The sequence below is a fragment of the Desulfoprunum benzoelyticum genome, from assembly GCF_014201505.1.
Classification (GTDB): domain Bacteria; phylum Desulfobacterota; class Desulfobulbia; order Desulfobulbales; family Desulfocapsaceae; genus Desulfoprunum; species Desulfoprunum benzoelyticum.
This window is the reverse complement of record NZ_JACHEO010000014.1, coordinates 19,718-44,461: the sequence shown is the minus strand read 5'-3', so window position 1 is coordinate 44,461 and position 24,744 is coordinate 19,718. Positions and strand designations below refer to the sequence as shown.

Annotated in this window: 24 protein-coding genes; 12 read left to right on the top strand and 12 right to left on the bottom strand. The window is 57.1% G+C overall.

All coding sequences use genetic code 11. The features are described 5' to 3' along the window. Nucleotides 1-48: 48 nt before the first annotated feature. Nucleotides 49-1,806, bottom strand: coding sequence for an ABC transporter ATP-binding protein (locus tag HNQ81_RS11885; RefSeq protein ID WP_183351521.1), 1,758 nt, complete (start codon nt 1,804-1,806; stop codon nt 49-51). Nucleotides 1,807-1,914: 108 nt separating this feature from the next. Next, a complete protein-coding gene (spt, locus tag HNQ81_RS11880; protein WP_183351560.1) occupies nt 1,915-3,099 on the bottom strand; it encodes a serine palmitoyltransferase in 1,185 nt (394 codons plus the stop codon). Nucleotides 3,100-3,284: 185 nt separating this feature from the next. On the opposite strand from spt, the gene HNQ81_RS11875 reads away from it, so the two are divergent. Beyond that, nucleotides 3,285-3,461, top strand: a complete 177-nt coding sequence (locus HNQ81_RS11875) for a hypothetical protein (protein WP_183351520.1) — start codon at nt 3,285-3,287, stop codon at nt 3,459-3,461. A gap of 39 nt (nt 3,462-3,500) precedes the next feature. Here HNQ81_RS11875 and HNQ81_RS11870 read toward each other — a convergent pair whose 3' ends face one another. Beyond that, nucleotides 3,501-5,357 (bottom strand): GNAT family N-acetyltransferase, encoded by a 1,857-nt coding sequence (locus HNQ81_RS11870; protein WP_183351519.1) that lies wholly within the window; start codon nt 5,355-5,357, stop codon nt 3,501-3,503. Nucleotides 5,358-5,752: 395 nt separating this feature from the next. On the opposite strand from HNQ81_RS11870, the gene HNQ81_RS11865 reads away from it, so the two are divergent. Continuing rightward, nucleotides 5,753-5,986: a hypothetical protein gene (locus tag HNQ81_RS11865; RefSeq protein ID WP_183351518.1), complete on the top strand. Its 234-nt coding sequence runs from the start codon at nt 5,753-5,755 to the stop codon at nt 5,984-5,986. A 153-nt stretch (nt 5,987-6,139) separates the two neighbouring features. Here the strand turns inward: HNQ81_RS11865 and HNQ81_RS11860 are convergent, their stop codons facing one another. The 5 genes from HNQ81_RS11860 to HNQ81_RS11840 all read right to left on the bottom strand — a co-directional run bounded on the left by HNQ81_RS11860 (nt 6,140) and on the right by HNQ81_RS11840 (nt 11,042). Further along, nucleotides 6,140-6,760, bottom strand: coding sequence for an HD domain-containing protein (locus HNQ81_RS11860; RefSeq protein ID WP_183351517.1), 621 nt, complete (start codon nt 6,758-6,760; stop codon nt 6,140-6,142). Beyond that, complete coding sequence (locus tag HNQ81_RS11855; protein ID WP_183351516.1) at nt 6,757-7,785, bottom strand: XdhC family protein; 1,029 nt, start codon at nt 7,783-7,785, stop codon at nt 6,757-6,759. The genes HNQ81_RS11860 and HNQ81_RS11855 overlap by 4 nt, the downstream gene beginning before the upstream one ends. Before the next feature lie 142 nt (nt 7,786-7,927). Next, nucleotides 7,928-8,941, bottom strand: a complete 1,014-nt coding sequence (locus HNQ81_RS11850; protein ID WP_183351515.1) for an Lcl C-terminal domain-containing protein — start codon at nt 8,939-8,941, stop codon at nt 7,928-7,930. A gap of 74 nt (nt 8,942-9,015) precedes the next feature. After that, nucleotides 9,016-9,534 carry a universal stress protein gene (locus tag HNQ81_RS11845; protein WP_183351514.1) on the bottom strand — a complete coding sequence of 173 codons (519 nt, stop codon included), beginning with the start codon at nt 9,532-9,534 and terminating at the stop codon, nt 9,016-9,018. Between the two features lie 434 nt (nt 9,535-9,968). Next, a complete protein-coding gene (locus HNQ81_RS11840; protein WP_183351513.1) occupies nt 9,969-11,042 on the bottom strand; it encodes a mechanosensitive ion channel family protein in 1,074 nt (357 codons plus the stop codon). A gap of 417 nt (nt 11,043-11,459) precedes the next feature. Here HNQ81_RS11840 and HNQ81_RS11835 point away from each other — a divergent pair, with 417 nt between their 5' ends. Further along, nucleotides 11,460-12,131 carry a flavodoxin family protein gene (locus HNQ81_RS11835; protein ID WP_183351512.1) on the top strand — a complete coding sequence of 224 codons (672 nt, stop codon included), beginning with the start codon at nt 11,460-11,462 and terminating at the stop codon, nt 12,129-12,131. A 129-nt stretch (nt 12,132-12,260) separates the two neighbouring features. Here the strand turns inward: HNQ81_RS11835 and HNQ81_RS11830 are convergent, their stop codons facing one another. Both HNQ81_RS11830 and HNQ81_RS11825 read right to left on the bottom strand, forming a co-directional pair. Next, nucleotides 12,261-14,117: a monovalent cation:proton antiporter-2 (CPA2) family protein gene (locus HNQ81_RS11830; protein ID WP_183351511.1), complete on the bottom strand. Its 1,857-nt coding sequence runs from the start codon at nt 14,115-14,117 to the stop codon at nt 12,261-12,263. A gap of 2 nt (nt 14,118-14,119) precedes the next feature. After that, nucleotides 14,120-14,728 carry an NAD(P)H-dependent oxidoreductase gene (locus HNQ81_RS11825; RefSeq protein WP_183351510.1) on the bottom strand — a complete coding sequence of 203 codons (609 nt, stop codon included), beginning with the start codon at nt 14,726-14,728 and terminating at the stop codon, nt 14,120-14,122. A 345-nt stretch (nt 14,729-15,073) separates the two neighbouring features. Here HNQ81_RS11825 and HNQ81_RS17860 point away from each other — a divergent pair, with 345 nt between their 5' ends. After that, complete coding sequence (locus tag HNQ81_RS17860; protein ID WP_183351509.1) at nt 15,074-15,652, top strand: ferredoxin-thioredoxin reductase catalytic domain-containing protein; 579 nt, start codon at nt 15,074-15,076, stop codon at nt 15,650-15,652. A gap of 68 nt (nt 15,653-15,720) precedes the next feature. On the opposite strand, the gene HNQ81_RS11815 is transcribed toward HNQ81_RS17860, so the two are convergent. Next, complete coding sequence (locus HNQ81_RS11815) at nt 15,721-15,903, bottom strand: hypothetical protein (RefSeq protein WP_183351508.1); 183 nt, start codon at nt 15,901-15,903, stop codon at nt 15,721-15,723. A 208-nt stretch (nt 15,904-16,111) separates the two neighbouring features. Between HNQ81_RS11815 and HNQ81_RS11810 the strand changes: the two genes are divergently transcribed. From HNQ81_RS11810 to HNQ81_RS11775, 8 genes are all read left to right on the top strand, one after another. After that, complete coding sequence (locus HNQ81_RS11810; RefSeq protein ID WP_183351507.1) at nt 16,112-16,573, top strand: pyridoxamine 5'-phosphate oxidase family protein; 462 nt, start codon at nt 16,112-16,114, stop codon at nt 16,571-16,573. Between the two features lie 192 nt (nt 16,574-16,765). Then, the gene (locus HNQ81_RS11805) at nt 16,766-17,173 is read left to right on the top strand and encodes a DUF2177 family protein (RefSeq protein WP_183351506.1); all 408 of its coding nucleotides are present in this window, start codon (nt 16,766-16,768) and stop codon (nt 17,171-17,173) included. A 12-nt stretch (nt 17,174-17,185) separates the two neighbouring features. Continuing rightward, nucleotides 17,186-17,998 carry a DUF1295 domain-containing protein gene (locus tag HNQ81_RS11800; RefSeq protein ID WP_183351505.1) on the top strand — a complete coding sequence of 271 codons (813 nt, stop codon included), beginning with the start codon at nt 17,186-17,188 and terminating at the stop codon, nt 17,996-17,998. Between the two features lie 5 nt (nt 17,999-18,003). Further along, nucleotides 18,004-19,278, top strand: a complete 1,275-nt coding sequence (locus HNQ81_RS11795) for an NAD(P)/FAD-dependent oxidoreductase (RefSeq protein ID WP_183351504.1) — start codon at nt 18,004-18,006, stop codon at nt 19,276-19,278. Beyond that, the gene (locus HNQ81_RS11790) at nt 19,275-21,260 is read left to right on the top strand and encodes a DUF1365 family protein (protein WP_183351503.1); all 1,986 of its coding nucleotides are present in this window, start codon (nt 19,275-19,277) and stop codon (nt 21,258-21,260) included. The genes HNQ81_RS11795 and HNQ81_RS11790 overlap by 4 nt, the downstream gene beginning before the upstream one ends. 166 nt (nt 21,261-21,426) lie before the next feature. Next, on the top strand, nt 21,427-22,464 hold the full coding sequence (locus HNQ81_RS11785) for a TRAP transporter substrate-binding protein (RefSeq protein ID WP_183351502.1): 1,038 nt from the start codon (nt 21,427-21,429) through the stop codon (nt 22,462-22,464). A 153-nt stretch (nt 22,465-22,617) separates the two neighbouring features. After that, on the top strand, nt 22,618-23,163 hold the full coding sequence (locus tag HNQ81_RS11780; RefSeq protein ID WP_183351501.1) for a TRAP transporter small permease: 546 nt from the start codon (nt 22,618-22,620) through the stop codon (nt 23,161-23,163). A gap of 3 nt (nt 23,164-23,166) precedes the next feature. Beyond that, a complete protein-coding gene (locus HNQ81_RS11775; protein WP_183351500.1) occupies nt 23,167-24,453 on the top strand; it encodes a TRAP transporter large permease in 1,287 nt (428 codons plus the stop codon). Between the two features lie 3 nt (nt 24,454-24,456). On the opposite strand, the gene HNQ81_RS11770 is transcribed toward HNQ81_RS11775, so the two are convergent. After that, a complete protein-coding gene (locus HNQ81_RS11770) occupies nt 24,457-24,633 on the bottom strand; it encodes a hypothetical protein (RefSeq protein ID WP_183351499.1) in 177 nt (58 codons plus the stop codon). Nucleotides 24,634-24,744: the final 111 nt, after the last annotated feature.

The following is a 24,744-nucleotide window of genomic DNA, read 5'->3' as shown; positions in this document are numbered from 1 at the left end:
TGCTGTCCGCCTCCGGCATCAAAAACATTGACTCATCGCCCCGAGCTGTTACGCCGGGGCGCCGAAGCCCTCCCCCTCTCCCCTGGCAAAATCGTTTTTTTCAATAAAATGGGCGTATCCGCCTTCGAGCCGGTAGGCCCGATCGGCTGCCTCCAAAATCGCTGTCTGATGCGAAATCGCCAGGATCGTCAGTGTTCCCCGTAGTTGTCTCAGCGTCGCGCAGATGGCCGCCTCGCTGGCCGGATCGAGGGCGCTGGTGGCTTCATCGAGAATCAGCAGTCTGGGCTTGTGGACCAGGGCGCGGGCGATGGTGATGCGCTGGCGCTGGCCGCCCGAAAGCCGGCTGCCCCGTTCCCCGACCACCGTATCGATGCCGTCCGGCATTTCCGAGACAAAACCCCAGGCCCCGGCCGCCCGCAGGGCATCTTCCACCTCCAGGGCGGAATATTTCGCGTCGCCGAGGGTCACATTCATCAGCACGGTATCATGGAGCAGCAAGGTCTCCTGCGGCACATAGCCGATCATGCGACGCCAGGCCCTCAGGTCGACCGCGGCCAGATCGAGATCGTCGATCCACACCTGTCCCGACTGGGGCGAGAGCAGGCCGGTGATCAGGTCGACAATGGTCGTCTTCCCGGCCCCGGAGGGGCCAATGATCGCCGAAAATGTCCCTCTGGGGAATTCAAGCGACATATCCCGCAATATCTGCTTGACGCCATAGGAAAAACTGACCTTGTCCAGACGGATGGCCCGGTCGAAGCACGGGACGACCGTGCCGCCGATGGCCTCGTGGGCCCCTTCGTTCTCCCGGATCTTGGACACCAGGGACCAGTAGGCGCTTTCGGCGATGACCATGGTCTGATGTTCCTTCTGGGCACTCTGCAGGGTCTTGATGATCTTCACCAGCATGAAGGCCATGGTTATGACCGTCGCCAGCGGGATCTGCCACCAGATCATCGCCACGTACAGACCGAAGGCGAAAAAGATCGTTATCAGTGGTTCCTGCAGGGCTTTCAGGGCCTCCTTGCTGAACACCTGCTTCTGCAGGACCCGGTTCAGCTTGTTGGTCTCCTTCTGCAGCACCAGGTCGGCCATGTCTTCGCGGGCCATGGCCTTCAGCGGCTTGATCGACTGCAGGGTGTCGGTTAAGAGGGCGAGCAGCCCATTGAGCAGGTTGGTCTGACGCTGTCCGGCCTTTTTGGCCTTGGTGACCAGACGGCGGAGGATATAGAGGATGAAGAAGCCGGCGCCCAGGGCAATAAGGGTCTCCTTCCATGCCATCAGCAGGGCGACAACGGCGTACACCGTCGTCCGCAGCAGCAGGGCGATGACCCGGATGCCATACAGATAGGCATCTGCCGACCGGTTGGCCTCGGTGGCATAGGCGTTCGTATACATCCCGATCGGCTGATGGACATAGTATTCCCAACGGGTGGCGAAGAGGGCGCGGATCAGGGCCAGACGCAGATCAGTCGCCACCTGGGCGACCATGTAGCCGACCTTCTTGTTCGCCAGCAGCGACAGCAGGGCGGTCAGGACAATGCCGCCCACAAAAAATGTCAGCAGGACGCCAATGGTCGGAGATAATCCGACCGTATCGAAAAAACCGGCGACATAGCGTTCCAGATTCGATTGCGTAGACCCGCCAGGGCCTTCGCCCCCACTCGTGGTGTTGATGACGACGCCAAGGAGCGGCAGCAGCATCGACAGGCCAAAGCCTTCGGCCAGACCGGCAAGCAGCATGGCGCCAAGCGTGATGATGCTCTGGGTCGGGTAGGCCTTGAAAAAGGTGAAGATCAATCGCATGGCAGAAGGTGGTGCTGCAGATAGTGTCCCGCCCGGTACCATTGGGTCGGCGATCCAGTCCGGAGGGGCATGGGCCGGGCGTACCCCATCGTCTTCGGCCGTGACATATCAGCTGTGCACGCCGATCAGGGCGGCAAAGGCCTCGCCAATCCTCTCGATCTGATCCCTGGAGTGGGCGGCACTGAGACTGCAGCGGAGGAGCGCCCCACCGCCGGGAGTCGCCGGCGGCAGGACCATGTTGACATAGATGCCGCGTTGCAGCAGTCCATTCCACATCGCAAAGGCCTCTTCGACGTTGCGATAATGGACGGCAATGATCGGACTCGGAACCGGTCCGACCGCGTAACCAAGCCCTTTGATCCTTGCGTGCAGCACGTTGGCGTTGGCCCACAGCTGCTGCCGCAATTGCGGTTGTGTACGAATGATTCCAAGGGCGGTCCGGGTGGAGGCGACCGTCGATGGCGACAGCGAGGCGGTGAAGATATAGGGCCGGCTGGCATAGCGGATAAGCTCCAGACCCGGGTGATTGCTCGTGCAGAAACCGCCGATGGCCCCCAGGCTTTTACTGAATGTGCCGACGATAAAATCTACCTGATCCTCAACTCCCGCCTCCTCCGTCAGGCCGCGGCCGGTTTCCCCCAGGACGCCGAGGGAATGCGCTTCATCCACGACCAGATAAGCACCATGTTTCCGCTTGACCGCGACTATATCCGCCAGCGGCGCCTTGTCGCCCATCATGCTGTAGATGCCTTCAACGACAACCAACACATTGGTATCCCTTTTGGCAAGCCGTTGCAGGCGTTTCTCCAGATCGAGGACATCGTTATGCCGGAAACGAATGACTTCCGCCCCGCCCAGGCGGCATCCGTCATAGATGCTGGCATGGCAGTCGGCATCGAGGAGAATCACCTCGCCCGGCCCGACGGCGGTCGACAGTATGGCAAGGTTGGCGAGATAGCCGGTGGAAAAGACGATGGTATGGGTGCGGCCGTAAAAATCCGACAGTTCCCGCTCCAGCGCGATATGGCCGGCAAATGTCCCATTGGCCATGCGTGATCCGGTGGTGCCCGTCCCCTCCTTTTCCGCGGCCAGACAGGAGGCCCGGATGCACTCGCTGTTGCAGGTGAGTCCCAGATAATTGTTGGTACCGGCCAGGATCGTCGGGCGGCCGTTCACGACCGCCTCGGTGGGTGACGATATGTCTTCCAGCACGATGTTGAAGAACTCGGGGCAGTTCTTCTCCATCGATCTCCTTGCCTCTGCCAGTTGCCCAAACTTATCAAAGATAGTCATTTTACTCATTTTCGATCGGTCTCATATACACAACTCAATGATCGTCCGGATGTACCTCGGCCCGAAGTACGCAAAAATGTACCGAGCACTCTCCTGACTCTGACCGCAAGGGGGATAACATGGGACGGCGGATTCGACGAGAGGCCCATTTCTCCGGAGGACGACCGGGATGAAGATGGAGAAGGGTGAAAACAGTAGCTTGTAATGGTTATGAATGCAAATGGAATCTGGAAATCATGCGCCGTAAATATAATCAGGTGGTTACGCTGGAGTTCCCTGTCGATACAGGCTGTATTGTGAATACTGGGAATGATCGCCTCCTGAAAAACCAGCGACCGCCACCACTGCCGGTTTGGGAATGACGGTCGGATGGATGGCGCGGTCGGCCGCTGCAACTGCGCCTAGTTGAAATCCATGATGATGGTGTTGTCGAGAGCGCTGCTCGTATCGACCTTGGCGTTGGGATATCTTTTCTTGAAGATCCGCATCATTGCTCTATTTTCCTTCAGCACGGTGGCCACAAAGCCTTGAAAATTGTTTTCCTTGGCGATGACCTCAAGCAACGGCAGCATGTGGGAAGTGACACCCAGGCCCTGGAAATCTTCACGCACCACGAAGGCCACCTCCGCCCGGCCGGTGCCCTCGTCGGCGTAGGTGCCGATGGCGACGATCTCCTGGAAGCCGCGGCTCTGAACCAGGCCGATGATGGACATATTCTTGCGGTAGTCGACGCTGGCCCACTGCTGCTGGGCATGCTCATGGGAGAACAGCTTCCTTTTGTAAAAGAAGCGCATGAAGATGGTTTCCTCTTTCAGCGAGTAGAAGAAATTGCGATAGGCAAACTCATCCGAAGGCAGCAAGGGGCGGAACTCGATGGCCTTGCCGTTGCGCAGCGTGACACTCGTCTTATACCCTTCCAGGAAGATCAGGTCATCCTGGGCCGGCGGCATCTGGTCGGCAAAAATGTAGTGGTGCTTCTTGGCGACATCGATCAGCTCTTCCCTGAACTTCGGATGGGCGATCTGCGCCAGTTCCATCACCCGCTGGTAAATGCTCTTGCCTTTGAGCTCGGCGATGCCGTATTCGGTGACGACGAAATTGACGTCACCGCGGGTGGTGGCCACCCCGGCGCCTTCGCTCAGACTCGGGACGATGCGCGACACCTTCCCCCCCTGGGCCGTGGACGGCAGGGCGATGATGGTAAAGCCACCCTTGGACATGGCGCTGCCGCGCAAGAAATCAACCTGGTCGCCGATGCCGCTGTAGAACAGATAGCCCATGGAGTCGCTGCACACCTGGCCGGTGAGATCGACCTCCAGGGCCGAGGAGATCGAAACCATGTTGTCGTTACGGGCGATGACCACCGGGTCGCTGACGAAATCCGAGGCCCGGAAATAGAACTGGGGGTTGTCGTGAACGTAGTTGTAGAGCTTTTCCGAACCCATGCACAGCGAGGCCACCACCCGGCCGTCCAGCAACGTCTTCTTCTTGTTGGTGATGACGTTTTTTTCCAGCAAGGGCAGGAACGAATCGGTAATGACCTGGGTGTGGATCCCCAGATCCTTTTTATCCATCAAATGCGGCAGAATCGCGTTGGCCAGGTGGCCGAATCCGACCTGAACCGTGGCCCCATCTTCCACCAGTTGACTGACGTAGTACCCGATGCGGGTGATCACTTCCTGGTTTTTGGCCTTCGGTATCGCTTCCACCAGGGGTTCTTCGAAAGGGACGAGGTAATCGATGTCGTCGACGTGAACGATGCAGTCGCCCCAGGTACGGGGCATCCGGGGATTGACCTGGACGATCTTCAGGCGCGCGGCATCCAGGCCGGCCTTGGTGATATCGACCGATACGCCCAGACTGCAGTAGCCGAAGCGGTCGGGGGGACTGACCTGCACCAGGGCCACATCCAGGCCGATGCGACGGCTGGCGAACATGTTGGGAATCTGGGAGAGGTAGGCCGGCAGATAGTCGATTCTACCCTCGAAGGCCGCCTTGCGCATGCTGGCGCTGATAAAGAACAACTTCAGGGCGAAGCGTCGGAAGAAGTTGGGATCGTCGACATACTTGGACAGGGTGATCGAAAGCATCTGGTAAATCACCGCGTCCTGGAGGAACGAGCTGGCGACCAGGCTGTGAATCAAATGCTGGGGTTCGCCGCAAGCGGTGCCGATGAAGATGCGACTGCCGTTTTTTATCTTCGAAAGCGCCTCGTCGGCGGTGACCACTTTTTCCGGGCAATATGCCTGAAGATCCATCCGTACCTCCCTTAAGAACCCGTTGTATTGAACCACTAGACCGCATATTTGCCACAGATATAAAAAAATACCAAGAATACAATTGTCTCGAAAACAGATCAACAGTTTCGGCATCCTGATGGTGACCGGGAATTGATCGCAATCTCAGCCCCATACAGTAACACATGAAGGCTCCATGCACCCCGTCGCCACCATGTTGCAACCGATGAAAAAACCGGCACTCGGCCGCCTCGACACCGGACAGGCGGCATTGGCCCGCCGCCGCCTGAACGCCCGGGCGAAGCTACGGCAACAGCATCCCCCCGATATACCACGAGGTAGATTTTCTCTCGACCGAATCGCCAGGACCGGGTATCCATGTTATATCAAACAACCTTTCAAAATGGAGACAGACTATGAAAATCAGATCTTTTGACATTTTCGATCGGGAACACGTGGAACTGACGTGCAACATCACCAGTGATCATCCGGCATCACAATTTGGACAGCCGGTGCTCTCGGTAAAGGAATGGAATGGCGCCGCCATGGACATGCATCACTGGCTGCTGTCCAGATGCGAGATCATCGAGATCGACGACGCCGAAAAGCCGCTGCTCGAGGGATGGATCAAGCAGTTCTCGAGGATGTGAACGGGCCCGGGACCAGATCATCACAATCCCGCAGCGCCATGAAGGAAAGCGGACCATATAATCGACAGTAGCAGCGGAACTGGCGATTTTCCTTTGAGTTCCTTGCCGCCGAAGATGCGTCCCGCCGGTGGCAACGCCAAACTCAGCAGACGTTCATTTTGCAGGAGGCTCCGGGGGGCATACCTTCGCCGCCGTCAGGATCGTGTCCAGATCGCGGCCAGCCGCCTGCTCGACCATGGCCTTCAAGGCCAGGGCGCGAGCCCTCCAGCCGAATATCACCCGGCGGGCCGCATCATTATCGCCGGCGGCTGCCAGCTTTTCGGCATACCTTGTCTCGATCCGGACCCGACGCGGGCCGCTGAACAGCTTGTCGGCGAGGCAGACAATATCCTTTTCCCCTAACCGGTCGGTGACGGCAAGGGCCGGATCCGCCGCACTCCCAGCATCGTTGTGCACCGCGGCAATCGCGGCAATCTCCTCAAGACCGAGCGCGGACAGCATCTCCGCCCCCCGGCGTTCATGATGGGGCTGCCCCTTGGCCACATCATGGAGAAGCCCCGCGCCATAGACCAGATCGATATTCAGCCCATAACCCCTGGCGTTGAGAGCCAGGGCCAGGGCGACGGCCGCCCGACCGACCAGCCGGCCATGGTCAAGACCCGGCTCCGACAGCATCATTGCCGCCAGGACCTCGGCCTCCGACCTGGTCGGAATGGCGACAGGGACCTGTCGTCGCTCCGGCGCCGCCGCCGGAATCAGGGTTGCAATCTTCATGCCGCCCGACCGTATTTCTTCTGCTGGATCTCGGCCATGATGCCAAGGGCAATCTCTGCCGGACTCTCACCACCGATAGGCAGTCCGATCGGGCAGTGAACCCGGCCCAGGTCCCGCTCGGAAACGCCCTCCCGCCGAAGGGCGGCGTAGATGGCGTCCCGCTTCCTGCGACTGCCGAGCATGCCGATATACCCGGCGGCAGTGCCCAGGGACTGGGCCAGGGCCTCCTTGTCGAACGCATGGCTCCTGGTCGCGATTACCACATGATCACCGGCCTGCACCCCTTCAAGACCCTGGTCATAGGCGGCGACGACCCGCACCTCGCAGGCCTCGGGAAACCGTGCGCGACTGGCAAACTCCGGCCGGTCATCGACAACGATGACTTCCAACCCAAGGAAGTGGGCCAGTCGGGCGGTGGCCAGGGCGACGTGGCCGGCCCCTGCCAGGTACAGCCGTGCCGGGCTGATCAGAGGTTCGGCATGAAGTTTCGTCGCACCATCGGCAACGATGAAGGGCCGATCGGCCGCCTCTGCCCGCCGGGCCAACGTCTCGACAAGCCGGGGAGCGAGATCGATAACCGACCGCTCTCCGGGGACATAGGTCAGGAAACGGGGCGGGCAACCTGGTTGAAACAGGGTCAGCAGGATCGGGTTCTTTCTCCCGGCAAAATCCGCCGCCAGGGATTGAAAAAATTGCACTGTCTCGTGGGTCGGCGCCAAACGCTGGAGCAGCACCTGGACCGTTCCGCCGCAGATCATCCCGGCATCGGCGCCCTGGCCCGCGGTCACAGCAAAGTGCAGGAGGGCATGATCCGGTCCTCCCTCCAGCATATCCCCGGCCTTGGCGAGACAGGTTCCCTCCATCTCACCGCCGCCGATGGTTCCGACCTGGGTTCCATCCCGGTCGAGCAGCATCCTGGCCCCGGAGCAGCGCGGCGCCGACCCGGAGCTTTCGACAAGAGTACCGATCACAACCTGCTGAGCAAGTGCCAGATACCGGCACAGAGAGGGTAAAATCGTTCGCATCGATTATTCCTTGAAAGGTGTCTGGAAAACTCTTCACCGAACCTGTGTATGCCTGCCGGACCAAGGCCGGCGAACCGTGTCTGCGATTGCGGACAGGCCGGCCCCCCAAACGCTGAAGATGTCCTCCGGCCCAATGTCAACCTTACAACCCCGGGCCTCGTTGCCGGCCCACCACCGGCCACAGATAAAATTCTTCGTTCATTTTGAAACCCACCCCCACCGCCCCTTTGTCGAAATAAAGGACATAGGCCCAGTCAGGCTCGAAGTAGCTGGTGGTGGCGGACCAGTACGCTGGCTGCACCGCCGCAAACGGGTGCTGTCGGGGAAGGGCCGGGGCATGGGCCGAGGCATCGACCAGGCTCTCCAACTCGTTGATGGTCGGCAGGCGCCACGGGATCTCGGTTTTTGAAGCAAGAGTTTTAACCGCCGCAAGGACCTGCTCCCAGGCGGCAGGACGGCCGGGCAGATCGCCGCGGTCGTACCAGAGAAGCCCCGTCAACCGGTCCTCGATGCCGTGTTCCCTCCGGACAAAGCGCTCCGACGGCCAGTCGACTCCGAGCTGCAACTCCCCGTCCTGGCCGCTGTGGTCGCAGAACACCTCATTGCCGCGCATGTCGAAACATGTCGCCTGACCGGTTGCCGGCAATACACCGCTGTCCCCGCTTACCGGCCATACCAGATACTGGCTGTCCTTTTTGCCGTAAAACATCCTTCCCCCTTCCAGGTGGACATACCAGGCATATCCGGGCGCAACGGCGGAGGTGGTCGAGGTCCAGTACCAGCCGAGAAAGACATTGCGAAACGGGTGATCGTGGGGCAACGCCGGTTTTTTCGCCTGGTGACTTACAAGGCTACGTAATTCACGCCGGTTCGGCAGTCGCCAGTCGTCACGGCCGAAGGCCCTTTCCCGCCGCATCTGGCGAGCAACATCAAGCCCGTCCTGCCAACTCATCGGAAAGGAAAAGAGATTGGCGTCGGCACTCCACAGCAGTCCGGTCGCCCGGTCTTCGACGATATCGCCGCCGATGAACCTGAAGCGGGGATCGGGCCAGGGCCGGCCCGGCCTGATCTCACCGTCCTGGCCGCTCCCGGGACACGGGATCTCTCGACCGCGACTGTCATAGCAACCGGTCTGGCCGGTCCACAGGATATGCATCACAGGTCTCGCTTCAGAAAGTTGCCACATGATGGCTGTCCCAGCCGCAGCGGTCGGTGAAATCGGCCCGGCTTCTATTCGTGGCTTACCGGCACGACCAATACCGGAATTTTCGAATTCTTCAATACCGATTTGATATTGCCGCCAACCGAAGAACTGGACAGCAACCCCTCACTTGCCCCCATGACAATCAGATCACATTTTTTTTCCGCCGCCTGTTCGAGGATAACCTCGACAACGCCCCCTTCCTTGACCACGATCTGACTTGGAGGAACGACGTAATTTTCTTCACCCGTTTCATTTTCCTTTGAGAATTCGCTCAGGGCGGTCCGCGCCATCTGCTTCGGCGTGACCTTGCCGACCAGGGCGTGCTTGGCTTCTTCCGTATTGTTTTTCAATACCTGCTGCAGCCGTTCCTGGCCGAAGAGGCCGATCATGTAGCTTTCATAATTGCTGGGCGATCGCTCCATGACGTGGAGCAGTATGAGTTTGGCATCAAATTGGTTCGCCAGAAGAAGTGCATGCCTGAAAGCGGTGCGACTGGCCGCGGAAAGATTCGATGTAAACAGGATCGTTTTGTATTCAATCGACATAATACACTGGTTCTCCATGAAATAATGAGTTATGGGGCTTCGTTACAGGGTTTGCCGGCTCCGTCCGTCGGTCGTTCAGTTGAATGGCACAACCGATCAGAAACTATTATAACCGGAAATCCTCATCTCACCAGAGGCTCTTGCAAAATGAGCTTGCCGCATTGCCAATACCTTGTTCTCTTTTTGCCGAGCCGGTTCATGGAACGCATCTTCAGATTTTTCCGAAATTTCTCGTAGAGCATCGTGCGAAGGCATTTCCCTATCCACACAACATGGTGCTCGCATTACCAATTCGTGTGGCATAAACATCGTATGCCGTTGATGAAGCCTCCTCTCTCGTGACGTTCAGCGGGCCACGTCATTGGCATCAAGGCGAACACTCCCACACCTGCGCAGAACCGTCAGGTTCATCGCCAGCCCCCGCAACACGTTCTTCAGCAGGGAAAACTTTGGGTCGCTCCTGATTTCCGCTCAACGATCACGGTCTGGGTCGGATAAGCGAATTCAATTTCCGCCTCGACGAATTGCCTGTAAATATCGAGATTTATGGCCTGGTGGATATCCATGTAGCTGTTGTAGTCGGGATTGGCAATCCAGTAGACAGTTTCAAACTTGAGAGCAGACTCGCCATACTCATTGAAGTGTGCCCGTTCGAAGCGCGCCTGGGGATGCTTTTCGACGGCATTGCGTATTATATCGGGTACTTGACTCAATTTCTCCGGTGGCGTCCGGTAGACCAACCCAAGCGAAAAAACGACCCGTCGTTCATACATCCGCTTGTAGTTGCGAATACGGCTCTTCAACAGATCGGCATTGGAGAAGATCAGCTGCTCACCCGAAAGACTGCGAACACGCGTGGTTTTCAGGCCGATATGCTCTACCGTCCCCATACAATCGTCGATGACGATGAAATCTCCGATGACGAAGGGCTTGTCGAGGACAATCGAGAAGGAGGCGAAAAGGTCGCCGAGGATATTCTGCATCGCCATGGCCACGGCGATACCGGTGATCCCGAGACCGGCGACCAGGGCAGTGATATCCACCCCCAGATTATCGAGAACGATCAGGATCAGGAGGATCCAGATCAACATCCGCAAGGCGAAACCGACCGAAGTGAGCGTGGTAACGGTACCGGCATCGCTCGCGATCTTCTGCCGGCGGATGTGGGCGACCCAGAAGCTCACGGTATGGGTGCTCAGCACCGCCAGCTGAATCAAGACGATGACGGCGACGGCATGACTGAAGATCGTTCCGGTGGGCTCGGGAATAAAGAGCTTCATCGATCCGAGGTAACCGGCTACAGCGAGGAAAAAGAAACCGTACAGTCGACCGACGAGTTCGACCAGCAGGTCGTCCCAGGCGGTGACGGTTTTGTCGGCCAGGATAGCGAGCTTCTGCCGGCTGACCCGTCTGGCCAAAAGAGCGGCAGCAAAAATGATGAGAGCAATACCGACGGCCGACAGCCAGTCAGCCAGCGAATTATGAAGGAAAATGGTTTTGGAAAGCATAGGGTGCAGTTGTTGATCTTTTTATCTTTCTCGACACCCTACACGTCATATATCGAGTTGTCAAATCGGCCTCCTGCTTGAAGAGACGAGGTCGAATCGCTCGACAAAAGCGAATTAAGTATTTGTTTTATTTATTTTATTAATTTTCATACCGGGCAACTGTTAAAGGCTATGATATCAAGTTCATATCAATTACATCAATCCGCATCTATCCTTTTTCGCTAATCAAAAAAACCGGACGTTTGTTCTTCGATAATTGCAGACATATCGTTCTGTATAACTTACAGGTAATCGAATATTTTTATCTTACCAATATTTTCAGGGAATTTTTTCTATAATTTGGTATATTACAAACGATTACAATGCTGTGAGAAAACAAACCGAGCATATCATAAGATACATTACAGGAGGTTGTTCATGAAGATCATGGCATTTAACGGCAGTCCACGGAAAAAGAAATGGAATACAGTCTCGCTGCTGAATAACGCCCTTGAAGGTGCAGGATCAGCAGGGGCCCAGACCGAGCTGATCCAACTGTATGATCTGAATTTTTCCGGCTGTATAAGCTGTTTCTCCTGCAAGAAAATAAGCCGCAAAAAGGACGGTGTTTGCGCCGTACAGGACGATTTGACTGCGGTTCTCGATCGTGTCCGCAAGGCGGACGCCCTGATCATCGGCAGTCCTGTGTATTATGGCTGCGAATCTGCCGCCACCCGGGCATTTCTCGAACGTCTTTGTTTTCCTTACCTGCAATACGCCAAAGACGTGCGCTCGCTTTTTCCAAGGAAGATCAATACAGCTATGATCTACACGATGAATGTTCCCGAACAGACGGTCAAACTGATGGGCTATGATCAGCTTTTTGAGCGAACGAAAAAGATGCTGGAGATGCACTTCGGCCCCTGCGAATTGCTCCTGTCGACAGATACCCTACAGTACAGCGATTACGACAAGTTTGAGGCGGAACTGTTTGACAAGGAGGCAAAATACAAGCGCCATGCCGAGGTCTTTCCGGAGGACTGCAAACGCGCCTTTGAGTTGGGGGTGCGCCTGGCGTCGGGGAAGGTTCCGGAGCGGGTGCAGATGTAGTGGCTTGTTGTTGACAGGGGCCGACCCGCGGACCACAGATCGTCAAATCACGATTGTCGTTCGCGGTGTTTCACATCTATTACCCCTGCCTTACCCGTTACAGCCGCGTCAATTCGTGCAGGCCCGATTTTATCCCTCCAGCTTGCCGACACTCCAGGCCTTATCGAGTTCTTCCTCCATATCGGCATCGAGGTCCATTTTCATCAACTCTTCCAGATCGGCATTGTGCTGCTGGTACATGGATATGTACTTTTCTTCGTCATCGCGATGTATTTTGTATAATTCCGGCATACTGTCTTCGTCTTTTTTCCTGAAAATCCGCATCAGCTTGTACGCCTCGTACGGGTGCATGCCAAGCAACTTCAAAACATCCTGGCCCAGCGACAATGCACTTCCGAAGGTCTCCCGGCGGATGATGGCAACCCCCTCATCCATCAACTCATAGGCGGCAGGGCGGTCCGAGGCATTGGCGGCAATCTTGAGGTGAGGGTAGTGTTTCTGGACCAGGTGGACCAGCTCCCGGGCTTTTTCGACATCACCGATCGTTATGACGATCAGTTCCGCCTCTGCGGCCCCGGCGGCTGCAAGCAGGTCCAGACGGGTGATATCACCATAGTAGACCTCAAATCCGAACCGACGGAGGATATCGACGTTGGCCGCGTCATGGTCGAGAATGACCGGCCTGATCCCGGAGGCGATGAGGAATCTGCCGAGATCGGTGCCCAACCGGCCAAAGCCTGCGAGAATCACCCTGTTTCCCTGATGTCTGATGGTGTCGGCGGCCCTGTCCTGCCTATCGCCGTCATGTCCCGCCGTCAGCCTCGCATGCAGCAGAAAAAGCAGCGGCGTCAGGAACATGGATATCGCCACGGCTGAAATGAGCGGCTCGACGACGTCATTCGGCAATATTCCATTGACCTTTGCATACTGGAAAAGGACAAAGGCAAATTCACCGCCCTGGGCCAGAGCAATGGCGAAAAGCCCCCGCTCACTTCGAGGCATCTTGAAGAGAGTGCCGGTGATCATCAGCACGAGCCACTTGATACCGAGAAGACCCAGGACAACAGCGGCGATCAACGGGGCATGGTCGCCGATCAGGGTGAAATTGAGGCTTGCCCCGATGGAGATGAAAAATATTCCCAGCAGCAGCCCCTTGAACGGCTGGATATCGCTTTCCAGTTCATGCCGGTATTCACTTTCCGCCAGGACCACGCCGGCCAGGAAGGTGCCCAGGGCAGGCGACAGTCCAACCGCCATCATCAGAAGAGATATGCCGACAACCAGGGCCAGGGCGGCGGCCACGAATATTTCATGGACCCGGGTCGAGGCGATGGTGCGAAAAATCGGCCGGCTGGCAAATTTGCCGATGAAAAAGATGAAGCTCACCGCCAGCAACGTCACCAGAATACGCAGGTAACCGGGCAGGGAGGACGTGTCAAAAAGAGCGGAACCGTGAGTGCCGCTGTCAATCACCGCTACTGTCGCCAGAAGCGGCAGGATTGCCAGGATGGGGATTACCGCCAGATCCTGGAACAGGAGGACCGAAAAAATCGACCTGCCCGGAGAGGTGTTCATGATCCCCCTTTCCCGAAGAGTCTGAAGAACAATGGCGGTGGAAGAAAGCGATAAGATGAGACCGACGGCGACAGCCTGCTGCCACGGCAGACCGCTCAGGGATACTGCACCGATGGCTGCACTTGACAGCACCACCTGGGTGCCGCCCATGCCCAATATGGGGATGCGCAGCTGCCAAAGCAGGGAAGGCTTGAGCTCGAGTCCGACGAGAAACAGCATCATCACCACGCCGAATTCGGTAAAATGCATGACCTCTTCGATGTCGCCGATAAGGGACAGGCCGAAGGGACCGATAACAATACCGGCCAGAAGATAACCAAGGATGGACCCGAGACCGCATTTTTTTGCCAGCGGCACGGCAATGGCGGCGGCGGCCAGAAAGATGAAGAGTTGGAGGAGAAAATGTTCCATATCTATACCTTCCTGATGGTGAGATCGAGGTTGCTGTTCAAGTATTCGTTTTGTTTCGCTTTCTGCATATCGAATGTGCCGTCCCGGAGGGCCGTCACCACACGTCGGTACTCTTCGGCGTGTCTATTGATTTCCTCGTCGGACATTCCGCGGTGCATGCCGAGGACGGTGAAGGGCGGAAGCCATTCCATTCGGCAGGTGTTCGCCGTGGCCCGATACGGTGCCGTCAACTCGCCGATGGTAAAGGTGTTGAGGCCATTTTTGCGATAGGAATCGGTATCGCCTCCGGCGGTCAATGCCTGGAAGAAATATTTCCCTTCCAGGGCCCGCCCCTTGACACCATAGGCCCAGCCGTACTGCAGCACCAGATCGAGCCACTCCTTCAATATCGCCGGAGTCGAATACCAGTAGAGCGGATGCTGAAAGATGATGACGTCATGGGCCTGGCACAGCTTCTGCTCATCGGCGACGTCGATCAAAAAATCGGGATAGATGGCATACAGGTCATGGAATGTGACCCCACCAAGGTCTTCGACCGCTCCCCGCATTGCGGCATTGATTTTGGAACGGGCAATTGCCGGGTGAGCAAAAATGATCAATATCTTCTTCATCTTCATCTTGAGTGAAATGATAACCAAGAGATTTCTCGACAGTATACGCCGGGGCTGTTTTCTTCATCGCAACTATACCGGCTATCGGTCATGATCGCCACCGCCGAGAACGGCACATGTGCGCCAAGGGGGAGAGCTCTTACGCCCCTCCCGTCACACCCCCTCTTTCCCCTGACCGACAGCTGGTTCGCAGCCGTCTTGCACCCTGGGCGCAGTACCATGCGCATCAAATGAGCCTACGTATCGTTTCGGTACGCGCTGCTTATTGGTATAATGAACCCCGATTTCTTTATGAGAGTTTATCGCGGTACGCCATCATAAAAAAGAGCGACGATGAGGATCTCTATGCAAACAAAAAGGATAAAGCTGTACAGCATCACGACCTGCGCCTTCTGCCAGGCGATAAAAAAAATGCTGACCGATCTCAATGTGGCCCATGAATCCGTCGACGCCGATCTGCTCTTCGGCGAAGAAAGGGAGGCGCTTGTCAGTGAATTGCGCCGGATCAACCCGAGTTGTTCCTTCCCGACGATCGACATCGACGGAAGGATCATCACCGGGATGAAGGTGCAGGAAATCAAAGAAACCATCGGCATACGCACCAAGGTCGACGATCTCTACGACGGGCTGAAAAAATCCCAGGAAGCGAAGGGCTATTTTTTCAATCAGGACAAGGAAAGGACGTTTGAACTGCTGCGAGGCCTGCTGACCAACAAGGACCGCTATGGCTACATGTCCTGTCCCTGCAGGCTGGCGGCAGGACAGCGGGAGATGGATCGGGACATCATCTGCCCCTGTGTGTATAGAGAACCCGATGTCGACGAATTCGGGTCATGCTACTGCCAGCTCTACGTCTCGCGCGACTGGAACGACAGAAAGATCCCGCACGTGATCGTACCGGAGAGAAGACCGCCGCAGAACTGATCCACAAAAAAAGGGCCTGCTCACCTGAGGGGAGCAGGCCCTTCACAACGTACTGCAACTCTTCGATCTTACCAGTTACCAATAACCGTGCTCACATCAACACATTTCGCCTTCTCTGCTTCGGTCAGTTTTTCTTTGGGTTTCAGGGCTTTTATGTCTTTGAGATAGCAGGCATACTCCTTGCCTTCTCTGTCAGTCACCCATACCATTGAACCATAATCACCTCCAGCTACATTTTTGTCGTCGGCCATGGTGGTCTCCTCGGTAGAATTTTGGTGGTTTGGTACTTTGTAAATGCCTTTTACAGGGGGATGCCTGTTCTGCCAAAACCCCTGTTTACATCTGCCTCCATTCTATGTATTCAGGTTTTAATATGCAAGGCACCGGAGTTGCTTTTTTTGGCGTAAAACCGGCAGAAAAAAACAGAGCCCAATACCGATGAGAAGAGAGGGGTAGCAGATGGCACCGGACAAGATAACGACAGTGCTGAAGGACCTTTTCCAGCACCAGAAACTGGGAGTGCTGGCCACGGTAAGCGACACATCCGAACCGTATGTCAGCCTGGTGGCCTTTGCCGCTGTCGACGATCTTGACCGCGTGCTTTTCCTCACCAGCCGTTCCACCTTGAAGTTCCGCAACATGCTGTCTAGCAGTCGGGTTTCGATGCTCATCGACAATCGGACCAATGAGGCCGCTGATTTTGACAATGCCGTGGCCGCAACCGTCATCGGTCGTGTGGCTGAGCAACAGGGACCGGAAAAAACCGACCTTCTCCGAGTTTTTCTATACAAACATCCCGAACTCACAACCTTTGCCCTTGAGCCATCCTCCGCCCTGATGACAATAGTCGTCGAGCGCTACCTCCTCGTCAGCCGATTCCAGGAAGTCCGGCAACTCGAGATGCCGGCAGGCAGGGAGTGATTCACGAGGTGATACGGTGTCTTGCCTTGATGCCCGACAGGACTCTGCGAACACGCTATCTTGCTTTTCCCTTTTTTCGGATATTAAAATAAGCTTATGAGCAATCGTTAAGGATTTTCTGCCCTGCAAAAGACGGCCGAACCGGCAATAACCGCGCCGCCGTTAATTTTTTTTAGCACTGGAGACACGCTGATGAATACTGCATTCTGGCTGAAGCTCTATCTGCTGACCGTTCCGGTGTTTTTCCTGATCGACATGATCTGGCTTGGTCTCGTGGCCAGAAATTTTTACAGGGAGCAACTGCACTCACTTTTGAGCCCCCAGGTCAACTGGACGGCCGCCTTGCTCTTCTACTTCATCTACATCGCCGGCATCCTGTTCTTTGCCGTGCGGCCGGGGCTCGAGGCGGGCTCACTTGGCCGGGCCTGTCTGTCCGGCGCCCTTTTCGGTTTTTTCACCTACGCCACCTATGACCTCACCAACCTGGCCACCCTTCGGGACTGGCCGGTGCTGGTCAGCGTCGTCGATATCGGCTGGGGCACCCTGCTCTGCACCCTGGTGTCCGGCGCCGCCTACCTGATCGGTGCCCGGCTGGGGTAAAGAGAGTGCTCCATGACTGAAATTTTCGGCGATGCCGCCTTTGTTCTTCTTCTCTACATGGTCTGTATGTACCTGATCGGTCTCAAGGCCAGGGACAACAGTCTCATCGATATCGCCTACGGTCCGGCTTTCATCGCCGCCTGCTGGGGCGCCTGGCTCCTGGGTCCGGAGACCAGCCGCCATCCCCGGGCGCTGCTGCTCCTGGTCCTGGTCGGTCTCTGGGGGCTGCGTCTCGGTCTGCACATCGGCCTGCGCCACCGGGGCCGGGGCGAGGACTTCCGCTATCGCAAATTTCGTGAGGACTGGGGCGCCACCATTGTCTGGCGCAGTTTTCTGCAGATATATATGCTGCAGGGGGCGGTGGTGTGGCTGGTTTCGCTGCCGGTCCTGCTGGTGCTCGACAATCCCGGCGAGATGCTCGGCTGGAGAGATCTGCTCGGATTCCTGCTTTTTTCCGTGGGCTTTTTTTTCGAGGCGGTCAGTGACTGGCAACTGGTACGTTTCAAGCGCGATCCGGGCAACCGCGGCAAGATCATCACCCACGGACTGTGGCGCCTCAGCCGCCATCCCAATTATTTCGGCGAGGCAACCCTCTGGTGGGGCATCTTCCTCATCGGATTGGGCGCGCCTGCCGGGATCTTCGGCCTGATCAGCCCCCTGACCATCAACTTCCTCCTCCTCAAGGTTTCAGGCATCCCGATGCTGGAGGAGAAATACCGGGGCAATCCCGAGTTCGAGGCCTACAGGGCCGGAACCAATGCCTTTTTTCCCTGGTTTCCACGCCGGAGCCAGCACCACACCGATAGAGATTCGGAGAGGAATTGACAGACATGACGGAGGAATACAGGAAGCATGCAGCAGTCATCGGCGGGGGCGTGGCCGGCATAGTCGCCGCCCATCTCCTCCAGAAGACCCGCCGGGTCAGCCTGTTCGAGGCGGGCGAATACCTCGGCGGCCACACCCATACCATCGCCATCCCCGATGGCCCGGACGCCGGCACCCCGGTCGACACCGGCTTCATCGTCTTCAACGAGGCCACCTACCCGCATTTCATCCGTTTTCTAGCCGAGCTGGAGGTGCCATCGCGGCTGTCCGAGATGTCCTTCGGCTTCCACTGCCGGCAGACCGGCTTCGCCTACGCCGGCAACGACCTCAACGGCCTGTTCGCCCAGCGCACCAATCTCTTCAGTCCGCGATTCTACCGTTTCCTCCTCGAGATCGCCCGTTTTTCCAAACAGGGTCTGGCCGACCTGCAACGGGAAGAACAACTCGGCAGTCTGCGGGAATACGTCCGCCGCCACCAGTACATGCCCTTCATGGTGGACAATTATCTCAAACCGATGGCCGCCGCCATCTGGTCGGCTCCCACCGGCCAGATCCTGGACTTCCCGGCCCGTTCCTTTCTGCTGTTTTTCAAAAATCACGGCTTGTTATCCCTTCGCAACAGGCCGGCCTGGAGGACGGTTGCCGGCGGCAGCAGCAGTTACGTCAAGGCCTTTACCAACCGGTTCACCGGCTCACTCCATCTTCGCTCGCCGATCCGCAAGATTACCCGCACCCCGGACGGCGTCCGTCTCGAATTGGCCGACCGCTCCATCGAGCATTTCGACGAGGTGGTCATCGCCGTCCATGCCGATCAGGCTTTCAGTCTGCTCGCAGACCCGACGCCGGATGAAAAACGGCTTCTGGCCCCCTGGAGGTATGAGGCGAACAGCACCGTCCTCCACACCGACATCTCGGTGCTGCCGCCGATGCGGCGGGCCTGGGCCTGCTGGAATTTCAAGCGCGACGGCAACGCCGGACCGGAGCAGCCGGCCTTTGTCACCTATTCGATGAACCTGCTTCAGGGCCTGACAACCCAGCACCAGTATCTCGTGACCCTCAACCGTCCGAGCGCATACGACGAGCGGCAGGTTATCGCCCGGATGATCTATCATCATCCCGTCTACACCGAGCGTTCGATGGCCACCCAGGCTGCCCTGCCATCGTTGAACGGGGTCAACAATACCTGCTTCTGCGGCAGTTATTTCGGCTACGGCTTCCATGAAGACGCCGTTCGCTCGAGTTACCAGGCCGTGGCCCGACTCGGGAGGGGCTGGGAATGAATTCACGGATCTATACCGGGCAGTTGCGTCACGTTCGAACGCACATCGCCAATCACCACTTCGTCTACAGCCTGCACCTCTACCTCCTCGATCTCGATGAACTGCCGATGCTGCAGCGGGATTCGAACTGGTTCGGCCACAACCGGCTGCGGCCTGTGTCCCTGTATGATCGGGATTACCTGTATCCCGGTGAAGGGGGACTCCGGCCCAAGGTTCAGAGGGCGCTGCACGACAACGGCATTGCCCGGCCTGCCGCCCGGATCATGCTGCTCACCGCCTTGCGCCAGTTCGGCTATGTCTTCAATCCCGCAAGCTTCTTTTATTGTCTGGATGATAGCGGCAAGGTTTTCTGCGTGCTGGCCCAAGTCAACAACACCTTCGGCGAGACCCATCTCTACGTGCTCAAAAACGAAGGAGAAGACCAGACCTTCCATACTGAGAAAATGTTCCATGTCTCGCCCTTTTTCCCGCGCACCGGCCGCTATCACTTTGACCTGACCCTGCCGGAAGACAAACTTTCTCTAAAAATCAATTACTTTCTTGAAGACCACGTGGCGCTCGAGGCCTCCTTTACCGGCACCAGCCGGCCCCTTGACAGCCGGACCCTGGCCCGCACCGTCCTTCTCCATCCGCTGCGGGCCGTCATGACCTTCCCCCGCATCCTTCGGCAGGCCGCACGTCTGTATCTGCAGAAGGGCCTCAAGGTCTACACGAAACCGGAGCCCTGCTCGGCGCTGACCATCCGCGAGGCCCCGCCGCCGCTGCTGGAGCGGCTGGGGATGAAGGTCGTGACCGGATTCCTGAGAAAACTCGATCACGGCCAGCTCACCATGACCCTGCCCAAGGGCGAACCGCTGCATTTCGGCAGTCCCGGCAGCCTGCCGCAGGTCGCCATGACGGTGCACAGGCCGCGATTCTTCCAACGGGTCATGCTGGCGGCCGACGTCGGCTTTGGCGAGTCCTTTGTGGAGAACGACTGGAGCACCCCCGATCTGGTGGGACTGCTCTCGCTGCTCTCTCACCGGGAAGAGGTCATAAACGACAGGAAGCTGTTGGCGGCCGTACCGGGGAGGATCGCCAATTTCATCGCCCACCTGCTCCGCACCAATACTCCCGCCGGCAGCCGCCGCAATATCCGGGAGCACTACGATCTCAGCAACGACCTGTATCGCCTCTTCCTCGATCCGACCATGTCGTATTCCAGCGGGATTTTTCTCAGCGACGACGACAGCCTCGAGCAGTCGCAGCACAACAAGTTCCGGAGGATGATCGCACTGGCCGGCATCGGTCCGGAGGATCATGTGCTGGAAATCGGCTGCGGTTGGGGTGGGTTCGCCCTGGAGGCGGTGAGGCAGACCGGCTGCCGGCTGCTCGGCATCACCATTTCCCAGCAACAGTACGACTGGACGACCCGCCGGGTCAAAGAGGAAGGACTGGAAGACAAGATCGAGGTCCAGCTCACCGACTACCGCCACGTCCAGGGCCGGTTTTCAAAGATTGTCTCGATCGAGATGCTCGAGGCCGTGGGCCATCGCCATCTGCCGCTGTACTTCCGGACTCTCGACCGCCTCCTTCTCCCGCACGGCAGAATCGCCCTGCAGGTCATCAGCATGCCTGACCAGAAATACCTGCAGTACCGCCTGGGGGCCGACTGGATACGCAAACACATATTCCCCGGCGGCCATCTCCCCTCCTTCGGGGCAATCGTTGCCGCCATGACCAGAAGTACCGGCCTCAATGTCTGCGAGATGGAAGATATCGGCCGGCACTACGTCCGGACTCTGACGCTCTGGCGCCAGGCCCTGCTGAATCAGAGCGAGCAGGTCATGGCCCTGGGTTTTGACGCCGCCTTTCTCCGCAAATGGGAATACTACTTCAGTTATTGCGAGGCAGGCTTCCGCAATCGCCTGATCCGCAACTACATGCTGGCGCTCGACAGGATGGGCGAGGCGGAACAGGACAGAGGAGGCGAAGAGGCATAGTGGCTATACGAATAATATCTTGTAAGATAGACTTAAAAAAGATACACCTTCAAGCGTAGATAGAGCGGCTTCGATCAGGAGCCGGTTTTTCAGAGCTGTCTTGGAAAGCGATGTCTTATCACCTCACCTCACCACAACAGAGCAAACCACTCAAGGAGGCGTTACCATGAAAAGACTTTTACTCGCCCTGATCCTGCTCGCATTCTGCCTGCCGACGACGGCCATGACAGAAGATACGAAGAATCCGCTTGAGGCATGGCAACCGAAATTTGACCCGAGCGGGGCGGAATACACCTATATCCTTTCCGCCATCTCCCATCCGGCAATGGACGGCATCGGCGTCGGTTACCGAATGCGCGACAAGGTCTGGGAAAAATCCGGCGGTCGCCTGTATATCGATTTCCGGCCGCTGGCGATACTCGGCGGTGAAAAAGACGTCATCAGCAAGCTGAAAATGGGCGCCGTCCAGGGCATGCTCAGCTCCTCTGTGGCCGCCGCCAACGTCGCCGATATTCTCGGCATCGTCAATCTCCCCTATGTCGTCGACACCTTCGACAAACTCGACGCCTTCCGTAACACCCCGGAGCTGTGGGAGCCCTTTGCCAAAAGCACCGAAAGCCAGGGTCTGAAGGTGGTCGATGTCACCGGTTACGGCCCCTACGGCTGGGCGACGACAACCCCGGTGAGGACCATCGCCGATGCCAAGACGATAAATTTCCGTATTGCCGAGGCACCCGTAAACACCGATACCTACAAGGCGTGGGGATTGAAATTCACCGTCATGCCCTGGCCGGATGTGCCGCAGGCCCTGCAGACCGGGGTCATTACCGGCCTCGACCATAGCGCCATTGTCTGCAACATCACCAAAAAATTCACCATCGCCAAATACTTCACCGAACTCAATTATGCCCAGGGGTTGTTTGTCCACATGATCAATAAGCGCTGGCTGGACAAACTGCCGCAAGATCTTCAGGAAATCCTCCTGACGGTAATCGCCGAGGAAAGCGCCAATTCCCGTGACCTTACCCGTAAACAACACGCCGAGCAAATCGCCCAGGCCAAAGAAGCCGGGGTCGAATTCATTCAACTCTCCGACGCCGATATCAAGCAGTTGAAAGAAATGTCCGAACCCCTCCTGAGCGAATGGGGCAAAAAGATAGGCCCGGAATATCAAGCCAAGGTGCGGGCGACGCTCGACAAATAATCTGTCTGCACAGGAACCGGCAAAGGCGCATTCCCCCTTTGCCGGTCATGCCCTTGCTTGATATCGTTGGCCCATGACGCGTTCAGCCTCGTTGCCGACACGACAAGGAACCGGACATTTCCGCATCGCTTCTCCTCACCTTTCCCATTGCCTATGATATCGACCACTTTTTCAAAAATTGACCGCATCTGCAAAGAGATAGAAGAATGGAGCATCGTCGTTACGGTCACCGTTGCCCTGGTCACCGCCATGGCCAACGTCATCCTCCGCAAAACCACCAGCGAGGTCAGTCTGTACTGGTCGGATGAAGTGGTCCGTAAAGGCATCTTTATCCTCACCTATATCGGGGCGGTGGCCGCCGTCCGCACCCGTTCGACCATCCGCATCGATGCCTTGCCGCAGATTTTCCCCTCCCTGAAAAGACCGCTGATGCTTTTCTCCCATCTGGCGGTCCTCGGCTTCTCGGCGATCATGGTCTATCTTGGCACGCAGATGACCATCATGATGTACAAAGACGAATTTGCCCGCACCGCCACCCTGCAGATACCCGAGTACCTTTTCTATGCAGTGCTGCCGCTGATGGGCATCATGATGTTTTTTCGAACGCTTCTCGCCATGGGCAATGACTGGACCGTAAAACAGGGGCCAATGCTCCGGGAGAAAATCGCTGACGACACCGACAGTGCGGGAGGAAACTAGGGCATGGACAACAGCTACCTCCTGATTTTAGCCATCCTCGTCGGCTGTCTGGTGTCGATGGTCCCGGTATATCTGTCTCTCTTCCTGGCCGGCACCGTCGGCCTGGTCTTTATGGTGGGGATCGATCCGCAGATCGTCATCGAGGTGCTGTACCGGAGCATGGATAAATTTGCCCTGGTGGTGGTGATGTTTTTTATCCTCTGCGGCAATATCATGACCACCGGCTCGATTGTCGCAAAACTCATCAAAACCGCCAATGTCCTGGTCGGTTTTCTTCCCGGCGGCCTGTCCATGGCCGGGGTTCTTGCCTGCGGTTTTTTCGGGGCCATTTCCGGCTCAACCGTGGCGACCATGGTCGCCATAGGCGGCTTCATGATCCCGGCCCTCATCAAACACGGCTACGATGAAAAATTCTCAATCGGTATCATGACGACCGCCCCCGTCCTCGGTATCGTCATTCCACCGTCGATTTCGATGATCCTCTATTCCATGGTCACCAACGACCAGCTCGAGGCCCTTTTTCTCACCGGCTTTATTCCCGGCGTTCTCATTATGGTCGCGATGTGCCTTTACGCCTACGTCGTCTGCAGAAAAATGGGCATGGAGCGCCACAATAAACCAACACTGGCAGAGGTCCTCGCAGTCTTCAGGGAAAGTTTCTGGGCGTTGATGCTGCCGGTTCTGATCTTCGGCGGCATTTATTCAGGCCTGTTCACCGCCAACGAAGCCGCCGTAGTTGCCTGTTTCTATGCCTTTTTCGTGGAAATCGTCATCCATAAGGACATGAAACTGAAGGATATCAAAGGAGTAATGCTGTCTTCGGCGATCACCTCGGCGTCGCTTCTCATCATCGTCGCCGGGGCTTCGGTGTTCGGCGAGTACCTGACCTTCGAACAAATACCCGGCAAGATAGCCGCAGTGGTTGTCGAGAACATCGGCTCCCCCTGGGTCTTTCTCCTCGCCGTGAACATCCTGCTGTTAATAATCGGCATGTTCATGGACATCATCTCGGCAACCTTGATCCTGACTCCGATCTTTCTTCCCCTGCTCGGCAAATTCGGAATAGATACCATGCATTTCGGACTCATTATGACAATCAATCTCGGCATCGGCTACTGCACGCCGCCACTGGGGGTGAGTCTTTATATTTCCGGCGCAGTCGTCAACCGGGATATCATCTACGTGACCCGGGCGGTCATGCCGTTCATCATCGTGCAAATCCTTATACTTCTGATTCTCACCTTCTGGGCGGATCTGGTGCTGTTTCTGCCGCGGCTGGTATACGGCTGATTTTTACAGAGCAATCCCACCCCCTTCCCGCGCATCCTCCGGCAGACCACGATTCTTCCACAGGGTCATGCCGGCGGCCGACATCGGATTTGGCGAGTCCGTTGTCGAACAGAACTGGAGTGCCCGCGATCCGGCGGCAATGCTCTCGCTGCTCTCACCCAGGAAAAATCTCATAGGCACGGCCTTCATCCAGCGCTCAAGCCCTGTCAACCGCGGCCTATAGGCACGACATGCCTTTTTCTTGCAAATCGACAGGAAATGGATAGCATAACCAGGAAGAAAGCTGCTGCC

What these genes read in the sequence shown, in the direction of transcription:
- HNQ81_RS11885 (WP_183351521.1), bottom strand. Translation starts at nt 1,806, where the DNA reads ATGCGATTGATCTTCACCTTTTTCAAGGCCTACCCGACCCAGAGCATC.
- spt (WP_183351560.1), bottom strand. Translation starts at nt 3,099, where the DNA reads ATGACTATCTTTGATAAGTTTGGGCAACTGGCAGAGGCAAGGAGATCG.
- HNQ81_RS11870 (WP_183351519.1), bottom strand. Translation starts at nt 5,357, where the DNA reads ATGGATCTTCAGGCATATTGCCCGGAAAAAGTGGTCACCGCCGACGAG.
- HNQ81_RS11865 (WP_183351518.1), top strand. Translation starts at nt 5,753, where the DNA reads ATGAAAATCAGATCTTTTGACATTTTCGATCGGGAACACGTGGAACTG.
- HNQ81_RS11860 (WP_183351517.1), bottom strand. Translation starts at nt 6,760, where the DNA reads ATGAAGATTGCAACCCTGATTCCGGCGGCGGCGCCGGAGCGACGACAG.
- HNQ81_RS11855 (WP_183351516.1), bottom strand. Translation starts at nt 7,785, where the DNA reads ATGCGAACGATTTTACCCTCTCTGTGCCGGTATCTGGCACTTGCTCAG.
- HNQ81_RS11850 (WP_183351515.1), bottom strand. Translation starts at nt 8,941, where the DNA reads ATGCATATCCTGTGGACCGGCCAGACCGGTTGCTATGACAGTCGCGGT.
- HNQ81_RS11845 (WP_183351514.1), bottom strand. Translation starts at nt 9,534, where the DNA reads ATGTCGATTGAATACAAAACGATCCTGTTTACATCGAATCTTTCCGCG.
- HNQ81_RS11840 (WP_183351513.1), bottom strand. Translation starts at nt 11,042, where the DNA reads ATGCTTTCCAAAACCATTTTCCTTCATAATTCGCTGGCTGACTGGCTG.
- HNQ81_RS11835 (WP_183351512.1), top strand. Translation starts at nt 11,460, where the DNA reads ATGAAGATCATGGCATTTAACGGCAGTCCACGGAAAAAGAAATGGAAT.
- HNQ81_RS11830 (WP_183351511.1), bottom strand. Translation starts at nt 14,117, where the DNA reads ATGGAACATTTTCTCCTCCAACTCTTCATCTTTCTGGCCGCCGCCGCC.
- HNQ81_RS11825 (WP_183351510.1), bottom strand. Translation starts at nt 14,728, where the DNA reads ATGAAGAAGATATTGATCATTTTTGCTCACCCGGCAATTGCCCGTTCC.
- HNQ81_RS17860 (WP_183351509.1), top strand. Translation starts at nt 15,074, where the DNA reads ATGCAAACAAAAAGGATAAAGCTGTACAGCATCACGACCTGCGCCTTC.
- HNQ81_RS11815 (WP_183351508.1), bottom strand. Translation starts at nt 15,903, where the DNA reads ATGGCCGACGACAAAAATGTAGCTGGAGGTGATTATGGTTCAATGGTA.
- HNQ81_RS11810 (WP_183351507.1), top strand. Translation starts at nt 16,112, where the DNA reads ATGGCACCGGACAAGATAACGACAGTGCTGAAGGACCTTTTCCAGCAC.
- HNQ81_RS11805 (WP_183351506.1), top strand. Translation starts at nt 16,766, where the DNA reads ATGAATACTGCATTCTGGCTGAAGCTCTATCTGCTGACCGTTCCGGTG.
- HNQ81_RS11800 (WP_183351505.1), top strand. Translation starts at nt 17,186, where the DNA reads ATGACTGAAATTTTCGGCGATGCCGCCTTTGTTCTTCTTCTCTACATG.
- HNQ81_RS11795 (WP_183351504.1), top strand. Translation starts at nt 18,004, where the DNA reads ATGACGGAGGAATACAGGAAGCATGCAGCAGTCATCGGCGGGGGCGTG.
- HNQ81_RS11790 (WP_183351503.1), top strand. Translation starts at nt 19,275, where the DNA reads ATGAATTCACGGATCTATACCGGGCAGTTGCGTCACGTTCGAACGCAC.
- HNQ81_RS11785 (WP_183351502.1), top strand. Translation starts at nt 21,427, where the DNA reads ATGAAAAGACTTTTACTCGCCCTGATCCTGCTCGCATTCTGCCTGCCG.
- HNQ81_RS11780 (WP_183351501.1), top strand. Translation starts at nt 22,618, where the DNA reads ATGATATCGACCACTTTTTCAAAAATTGACCGCATCTGCAAAGAGATA.
- HNQ81_RS11775 (WP_183351500.1), top strand. Translation starts at nt 23,167, where the DNA reads ATGGACAACAGCTACCTCCTGATTTTAGCCATCCTCGTCGGCTGTCTG.